This window comes from Pseudomonas sp. GM25 (assembly GCF_000282255.1).
GTDB lineage: Bacteria > Pseudomonadota > Gammaproteobacteria > Pseudomonadales > Pseudomonadaceae > Aquipseudomonas > Aquipseudomonas aphyarum.
Map to the genome: position 1 here is coordinate 1 of NZ_AKJQ01000026.1, position 6316 is coordinate 6316.

At 57.4% G+C, this 6316-nt stretch carries 8 protein-coding genes; 4 read left to right on the forward strand and 4 right to left on the reverse strand.

The features are described 5' to 3' along the window. Positions 1 to 69 precede the first annotated feature (69 nt). Entirely contained in the window at positions 70 to 348 is a 279-nt protein-coding gene (locus tag PMI24_RS06800; RefSeq protein WP_007952172.1) for a hypothetical protein, read from the reverse strand. 242 nt (positions 349 to 590) lie between these two features. On the opposite strand from PMI24_RS06800, the gene PMI24_RS06805 reads away from it, so the two are divergent. The 4 genes from PMI24_RS06805 to PMI24_RS29350 all read left to right on the forward strand — a co-directional run bounded on the left by PMI24_RS06805 (position 591) and on the right by PMI24_RS29350 (position 2305). Further along, complete coding sequence (locus PMI24_RS06805; RefSeq protein WP_007952174.1) at positions 591 to 779, forward strand: hypothetical protein; 189 nt, start codon at positions 591 to 593, stop codon at positions 777 to 779. A gap of 309 nt (positions 780 to 1088) precedes the next feature. Then, complete coding sequence (locus PMI24_RS06810) at positions 1089 to 1457, forward strand: glycine zipper domain-containing protein (protein ID WP_007952176.1); 369 nt, start codon at positions 1089 to 1091, stop codon at positions 1455 to 1457. Between the two features lie 137 nt (positions 1458 to 1594). Further along, the gene (locus tag PMI24_RS06815; protein ID WP_007952177.1) at positions 1595 to 2017 is read left to right on the forward strand and encodes a glycine zipper domain-containing protein; all 423 of its coding nucleotides are present in this window, start codon (positions 1595 to 1597) and stop codon (positions 2015 to 2017) included. A gap of 123 nt (positions 2018 to 2140) precedes the next feature. Beyond that, positions 2141 to 2305: a hypothetical protein gene (locus PMI24_RS29350; protein WP_007952178.1), complete on the forward strand. Its 165-nt coding sequence runs from the start codon at positions 2141 to 2143 to the stop codon at positions 2303 to 2305. 80 nt (positions 2306 to 2385) lie between these two features. Here PMI24_RS29350 and PMI24_RS06825 read toward each other — a convergent pair whose 3' ends face one another. From PMI24_RS06825 to PMI24_RS06835, 3 genes are all read right to left on the reverse strand, one after another. Beyond that, the gene (locus PMI24_RS06825; RefSeq protein WP_045121679.1) at positions 2386 to 2766 is read right to left on the reverse strand and encodes a hypothetical protein; all 381 of its coding nucleotides are present in this window, start codon (positions 2764 to 2766) and stop codon (positions 2386 to 2388) included. A 168-nt stretch (positions 2767 to 2934) separates the two neighbouring features. Then, the gene (locus PMI24_RS06830) at positions 2935 to 3330 is read right to left on the reverse strand and encodes an Imm50 family immunity protein (RefSeq protein ID WP_045121680.1); all 396 of its coding nucleotides are present in this window, start codon (positions 3328 to 3330) and stop codon (positions 2935 to 2937) included. Positions 3331 to 3332: 2 nt separating this feature from the next. Further along, positions 3333 to 6316 (reverse strand): RHS repeat-associated core domain-containing protein (locus tag PMI24_RS06835; protein ID WP_007952180.1); only part of this gene is annotated, 2984 nt, incomplete at its 5' end.

Sequence of the window (6316 nt, forward strand, 5' to 3'; positions counted from 1 at the left end):
AAACCTTATTCAGGACGAGACAGACGCTTGTTGAAAGCCCATTCAACGGAATGGGCTTCTTGCTGACAATCAGCCCTGCGGTTTTAACAGGACAGTGCCTTTCGAATCGTAGGTCAGCGGCGTATCGATAGCGACGAGAGGCGGGGTATCGCCTGGTTGAACTGGCTGGGCCGGGTCCGGGTGGTAGATGACGCCAGGCTGCAACGGACTCGGTCCGGTCGGCTGCTTGATGACGATTTCACCCGAAGCGATCTTTTCCTTGAGTTTCTCCGCCCCGGCTTTGCCGGCGGCGATCTGTTCGTCCGTGAGCTTTACAACAGGCAGTGTCGGGAATCCTTTGATTTCCATGTTCTCTCCTTGAGATTCATTGCGTAGGAAAAAGGGCAGCGGCCAGTCGCCGGGAATCTTTAGCCGCGTGAGACCAACGGTTCGTCGTTGTGTTTAATTTCCGTGGGCCATTCGTCGGGCTCCGGGCGATCTGAATCACAAGTCCAAGAATGACCGGCTAGTCTCAAAAGCCTTGGAGGTCGATATTTTCTCAGGCAAAAGGGTTTGCCGGTGTCGGCCCGCATTTGAAAAGGGGTGAAGAGATGACTGATCCGTACATCGAAGACGACGGGGCTGAATTTCCATTCAACAATTGCGTGCGCTGTGGCCAGACGGAGTATCAGGCCGGGTTTGGCGAGGATCCGGTGCAGACCGGCAAGATCAAGTCGGCAGCACCCAAGGGGCCAAAAGCAAAATTTCTGCCCAAAGTGACGACACGTTCCAGGAAGTAATCCGGATGCCACACAGCCCCGCCATTGAGCGGGGTTTTTTGTTTCTTATTTTGAGAAATACCCTACAGAAATTGCAGATTCGTCCGGATTCTTTCACAAACTTTTCACACCCGGCTGAGTAGGGTGAAGCCATCCGTTAGAAAGCAAGTCTCCAGCCCGTCTCCCCAGCGGGCTTTTTTTTGTCCGTCATAAAACCTTTTCCGTATTCGCTGTCCAATCGGCGCCAAGGGCGCTGCAACGCTGGACATCGCTGCGACAACAGCATTCAATCTGCGCCCTTTTTTATTCCTTCTGTTGAGGTTTTCCGTCATGCGTTTAACTCTGCCTGCTCTGGTTCTGGGGCTTCTGGTTGCTCAAGGTGCAATGGCTGGCGACGGTACCGCCGCACTGGGCGGCGGTCTGGGCGGTGCGCTGGGTAACGTGGTTGGCCAGAAAATGGGCGGCAGCACCGGTGCAGCGATTGGTGCTGGTGTAGCGGGCGCGGCCGGCAGCGCATTGGCTGCCAAGAAAGGTGCTCGTACCAAAGCTGCCATCGGCGGCGGCGTCGGCGCGGCAGGTGGTTCGGTGATCGGTAACAGCCTGGGCGGTAGGACTGGCGCCACCATCGGTGCTGGCCTGGGCGGCGCAGCCGGTGGCGCAGTGGGCAGCAATCTGTCCAAGGGTCACAAGCGTCACTGATTGCCAACGCTTGACTGAAAAGGCCCGGCTTTATGCCGGGCCTTTTCGTTGCTGAACGTTTTTCCCGGATGCGCCTCCAATGCCACATAGCCCCCTCCGCGGGCGTACCGTCCCGACTCGGGACCTGTGAGGTCTGTATGCGATTGACATTATCCGCATTGGTTTTGGGATTGTTCGTGGCCCAAGGCGCCATGGCCGCCGGTGATGGCACAGCCGCCGTGGGTGGTGGATTGGGCGGCGCGCTGGGCAATGTGGTCGGCGGCCAGCTTGGCGGCAGCACCGGCGCTGCGGTGGGTGCCGGCGTTGGCGGTGCGGCCGGCAGTGCCGTCGGCGCGAACAAACGCAATCGCACGGAAGCTGCCATTGGCGGTGGCCTCGGCGCCGCAGGCGGTTCAGTAGTTGGCAACAGCCTCGGCGGCTCTACCGGTTCGACTATCGGCGCAGGATTGGGTGGCGCAGCGGGTGGCGCGGTCGGCAACAACCTGGGTGACGATGGCGGAAAGTCGCACTCCGGGGGCGGTCACAAGCACAAGAACAAACACAAGAACCGTCATCGTTGAGTGATCGGTTCTACGGAAACCCGGCTTTATGCCGGGTTTTTTGTGCCTGCGTGCCATGCGCAGGAACGAATGGCGACCATACTTTTCGAACGTCCTATACGAATGCGATTGACGAGGTGCGCCATGACTCCTGAAACCGAAGGCAAAGAAGAAAAAGGCCCGAGCGGATTGCCGTTTATCAATGATCCGGGGAATGAAGATCCGGGGTCGTTGATGGATGATGCGACGGTTCCGCTTTTGGAGGGTGAGGAGGAGCTTGAGTATGAGGATTTTGATGATGATGAGTGAACGGGCATTTGTTTCGTTAAATATTGGAAATACTATTGCGAGCGCTAAGGGGTGGAGCAGTGGTTTAACCCCGCCATTCGCTATCGAACAAACGAGACATCAATCCTGTCCGCGTTAATTTTGACGAACTGTCCATTCAGATTTGGGTATTCGTAGTGGATATCCTGATCCGTAAAATCAACAAACGACCGGAAAATCTCGCCATCCAGGTAGCCATAAACCTCACAGGGGAATCCGCTACCGAGCATCTTGATCTGCTTTTTTTGGCAGTGTGTAGCTGATGCAAATTCCTCACCAGACAACACCATTTCGAACTCAACGTCGTAAGTATTTCCGACCTCAATTTTCGAAGGGCTGTAGCTTGCGAAGCACCTAACCTCAACGCCCTCAACAGTCAGCAAGACAGCGTCTTCTACCAAATGGTCTATTTCGACGACCAATGCTTTGTGTGTCTTAGTCACGAGAAGGTCTTACTGTTTTATCTCGTGCATTACCATTAATTGTCCGCCAAAACTCTTTTCTACTTTTGGTGTATAGAGTCGTGATTTAATCATTTGTGTTGGTACCCACGAAAGCAAATTTTGCTTCATCTTTCCAGTTGGTCCCGATTAATGGATATACCCTGCTAATCAAAAAGGAGTCTCGGTTAGATAAACTGTGGGGTCTCTAAGTCTCAGAAAAGATGTCGTGAACTCAATAGCGGAATTCTCCGAAATAGCCGTCACCTTAAATCGGAGGCCATTTCCAAGAATTGTCAATTTCACTGGTGTATTGGTTGGGAGATTTTTAATTGTAATGCTCTCAACCTCACTGCAGGTGATTCCAATTCGGCAAGCATTGTATTGAGCTGATTGCCACTTTCTTGGCGGTTTGTCGGGTACTTCCCTTATATCGAAGGCCATAGTAACCAAAGATTGATTGCTATCAATATCTATGGAGAACAGCTTTATTTCACCAATCTCGATGCGATTGCTGAACACCATAGAAAAAAAAGTACTCCCTTCAAGGTCGTTCCAGTACTGCATTTTTACCTCCGGAATGGATAGTGCTCATGTGTGTTGTCAACTTTTCCGTTTCTAGGATCGTCTGCAGGTCGTACGTTAAAATGAGAGCCTTGATCGCCTTTATTGTCGGTAGCTCCGAATTTGTGACCGGCAGTATGGTCTTGCAGTATCACAATGAATCCGTCCTCTCTAGTGAACCTATACTCTCTAGTCGGGATCGGCATCCCGGTGCTGGATAGAATATTTTTGCCACTTTTATTAGTCATGTTCGTGTAAGTATATTGACGCTGGCGTCCATTTACCTTGTCTATCTGTATGTCCGGCTGCTGACCCCTCGGAATCCCAGCGTCAGCTTTTGCCTGTCTGAATGCTCCTCGTCTTGAGATGTCTGGCTGCTCAGGTTCACCCGGATTAGGGCAAATGGCTGAGCGTTCACTCTTTGGAGGACAATTGGACGTCAACCCCAACGGATCCACCCACCCCGTCGGATTCGGCACGTACCGGTACTGATTCAGCCCCCCAGCCAGCTTCACCGGATCCGGCGTCAGATACCGCCCAGCGTCGGGGTCGTAATACCGGTGTCGGTTGTAATGCAGCCCGCTTTCGTCATCGAAGTACTGCCCCTGAAAGCGCAGTGGCTGGTTCAGGTAGTCTTCGGTCGCGAGCTCCAGCGAGGTGACCTTGCCGTAGGCGCTGTATTTGGCGGACCAGACGATGTCGCCGCTGTAGTCGGTCAACTCCTGCGGGGTGCCGAGGTGGTCAAGTTGGTAGTAGAACGGGCAGGCGCGTTTCGGGCCTTTGCCGTCGAGCATCGCCAGCGGGCGGAAGGTGCCGGGTTCGTAGATGAAGCTGCGGTGCTGGGTCGGGTTGCTTTCGGCGATCAGGTGATCGCCTTGCCAGAAGAATTCCGTGGTCTGGCCGTCGACGGTTTTGCGGATGCGCCGGCCGAAGGCGTCGTACTGATAGGTCGCGCTGGTGCCGTCGGGGCGGGTCAGGCCGATCAGGCGGTGCTGGCTGTCGTAGCGGTATTCGGTGACGAGGGTTTGCGCGCGTCCGCGACGTTCGCGGATCAGGTTGCCGAAGGCGTCGTAGTCATAATGACGGTCGCCCTGCATCAGCAGGCGATTGCCTTTGATCTGTGTCGGGCCGGGGCGGTCCAGCATCAGCAGGTTGCCGGCCGGGTCGTGGGCGAAGTTTTCCGGCAGGTCGTCGCGGGTGTGGCGCACGCGGATCAGCCGGTCGAGGGTGTCGTACTGGTAGCTGCGCTGGCCGTGGCGGGTGTCGGCGATGTGTTCGAGGTTGCCGTTGGCGCTGTAGGCAAAGTCGCGACGGTACAGTCCGCTGCGCTGATGGCCTACGGCGTGGGCGCGTAAGCGGCCCTGTTCGTCGTAGGAATATTCGCTCAGCAGCAGGCCTTGCTGGCGTTGCTGTTCGCGGCCGTTCTGGTAGACGTGGCGAGTGAGCAAGGCGCCGTTGAGGTCGATCGCGGTCAGCGCGCCGCCCTTGGCGTAGTGGTAGTCGAGCTTGCTGTTGTCCGGCAGGCGCAGGCGAGTGAGCTGACCGCAGGCGTCGTAGGTGTAACGCAAGGTGCCCCAGCCCTGATGCTCACGCACCAGCCGGTCCTGCAGGTCGTATTCAAAGGCCAGCGGGTGATCCTGGCCGTCATCCACGCCGACCAAACGGCCTAAACGGTCATAGCGGTAGCTGACTTCGACCCCGTCCGGCAGGGTCTTGAGCAGCAGACGCCCAGCAGCATCACGTTGGTAGCCGGTGACCAGCGTCGAGCCGTCATCGCCGAACTCGGTCTTTTCCAGCAGGTGGCCGTTGTGGTCGTAGGCATACGCCGTGCGCCGGCCATCGAAGCCGGTTTCCTGTCGGATCAGTCCGGTGGGCGTGTAGTCCAGAAGGTACTTTTCGCCGGACTCGTTCTCGATTTCCGTCAGCAGCAGATGCGCATGGTCGTAGCGGTATTGCAGGCGCGTGCCGTCGGGGTTGATCCGCCGGCTGACCAGGTGCAGGTCGTCGTCATACTCGTAACGGGTGATCCGTCCCAGTTCGTCGCGTTCGGCGGTGATCTGGCCGTAGGCGCTATAACTGAATGCCCGTGTGGCCCCGGTAGGCAGCGTCGTCTGGATCAGTCGGCCAACGGCGTCCCACGCATGACGGGTGACCGCACCGTGTTCATCCTGCGAAGTAATCCGCCGCCCCTGCAGGTCGTAGGAAAACTTGCGACCCCCACCGTCGGGCAGACTTTCCTCGACCAGTTGTCCGAGGTCGTTCCACACGAACACGTGCCGACCCGAATCCGGATAACGGATCGACAGCAACCGCCCCTGCGCGTCGTAGTGGTAATGGGTGACATGGCCGTCGGGATCGACCGTTTCGGTGATGTCACCCTGGGGATTGCGCCGGTAGGTCCACACCGCATCGCCACGCGAACGGCTGTGCAGGAAACCGTTGCGGTACTCGTAGGACGTCGGCGCATCGTCCGGCGGAATCAGCGCGATCAGCCGTCCGACATCGTCGTAGCGGTACTCGGTAACTGCCCCCAGCGCATCCTGCTCGGCGACCAGCCGGCCCGCCGAATCGTAGGCCTTGAGCTGTTCACCACCATCGGCGGCGACCTGACGCACCAGCCGCGCGGTGTCGTCGTGGACGTAAGTTTCCTCAGTCCCATCGACGTAATGCACGGTGACACGGCCGGCGTCATCCCAGACGTAACGCGTGTCCATCTGCGAAAACGACGCCCAGTGCCGCACGCAGCGCGCCGCCTTGCCGGCCCGTTCCCACTCCCAGAAGAAGCTCGCGCCGCCGGCTAGTTGCCGTTGCAGGATGACGTGCCGGTCGTCGTAGTCGTAGCGCTCGGTCTCGCCAACCGCGTTGGACGCCTCGATCAATCGATGGCGAGCATCAAAGCGGTAGCTGACCATCGTCTGCTCGTAACGCCAGGCAGACTCCCGAAAAACCTGATAATCGACCGCGACCAGATGCGCCCGCTCATAGCGCA

Coding starts and splice junctions, on each gene's coding strand:
- PMI24_RS06800 (WP_007952172.1), bottom strand. CDS start 348: ATGGAAATCAAAGGATTCCCGACACTGCCTGTTGTAAAGCTCACGGAC.
- PMI24_RS06805 (WP_007952174.1), top strand. CDS start 591: ATGACTGATCCGTACATCGAAGACGACGGGGCTGAATTTCCATTCAAC.
- PMI24_RS06810 (WP_007952176.1), top strand. CDS start 1,089: ATGCGTTTAACTCTGCCTGCTCTGGTTCTGGGGCTTCTGGTTGCTCAA.
- PMI24_RS06815 (WP_007952177.1), top strand. CDS start 1,595: ATGCGATTGACATTATCCGCATTGGTTTTGGGATTGTTCGTGGCCCAA.
- PMI24_RS29350 (WP_007952178.1), top strand. CDS start 2,141: ATGACTCCTGAAACCGAAGGCAAAGAAGAAAAAGGCCCGAGCGGATTG.
- PMI24_RS06830 (WP_045121680.1), bottom strand. CDS start 3,330: ATGCAGTACTGGAACGACCTTGAAGGGAGTACTTTTTTTTCTATGGTG.